Below are 760 nucleotides of genomic sequence, written 5' to 3'. Positions count from 1 at the left end.
AGCGATCCGGAGCTAATCCTACCAAAGCCGGTCTCAGTTCGGATTGCAGGCTGCAACTCGCCTGCATGAAGTCGGAATTGCTAGTAATCGCGGATCAGCATGCCGCGGTGAATACGTTCCCGGGTCTTGTACACACCGCCCGTCACACCACGAGAGTTTACAACACCCGAAGCCGGTGGGGTAACCTGAGCCGCCCCGGAAAGTGAAGATGAAGCTGCGAAGCGGATTCCGAATACTTTCCGGGGACCCCGGATTGGGAGCCAGCCGTCGAAGGTGGGGTAGATGATTGGGGTGAAGTCGTAACAAGGTAGCCGTATCGGAAGGTGCGGCTGGATCACCTCCTTTCTAAGGAGCCCTTAGGGGCAATAATGATGAGGCTTAAGCCTCAACCGACAGCATTCGCTCATGATCAGTTTTGAGGGAACAATCCCTCAGCACGATAGGTTCTTCTTCCATTATTTGATGGTGGCAAGCGAGAATCGGAAGTGTTAATATAAGATTCCTTCCGCTGAAGCGGCAAGGGGTTGCACCTTGACAACTGGATACGAAACGATAGCGCAATTTACGAAACATCTTCTAACCTTATGTGTTGATCATTGCGGAGGATTGTCGTCTCGAACGGAATTTTCGAATAGGGTCGAATCGGTAACTAACCGAAGAGGTTCTGCGTGAGAATTGGAGTGAGGACGATAATCCGGAGCATTAGGTTAAGCTAATAAGGGCGCACGGAGGATGCCTAGGCGCCAGGAGCCTAAGAAGG

1 rRNA gene is annotated in these 760 nt (G+C 52.0%); it reads left to right on the top strand.

Going from position 1 to position 760, the window contains the following annotated elements:
- Nucleotides 1-345: ribosomal RNA gene (locus tag H4Q31_RS11920) — 16S ribosomal RNA — on the top strand; the annotation flags it as partial.
- Nucleotides 346-760: the final 415 nt, after the last annotated feature.

It is taken from the genome of Cohnella lubricantis (assembly GCF_014212015.1).
GTDB classification, from domain to species: Bacteria; Bacillota; Bacilli; order Paenibacillales; family Paenibacillaceae; genus Cohnella; species Cohnella lubricantis.
The sequence above is the reverse complement of the archived record's forward strand: the minus strand, read 5'-3'. Positions and strand labels throughout refer to the sequence as shown.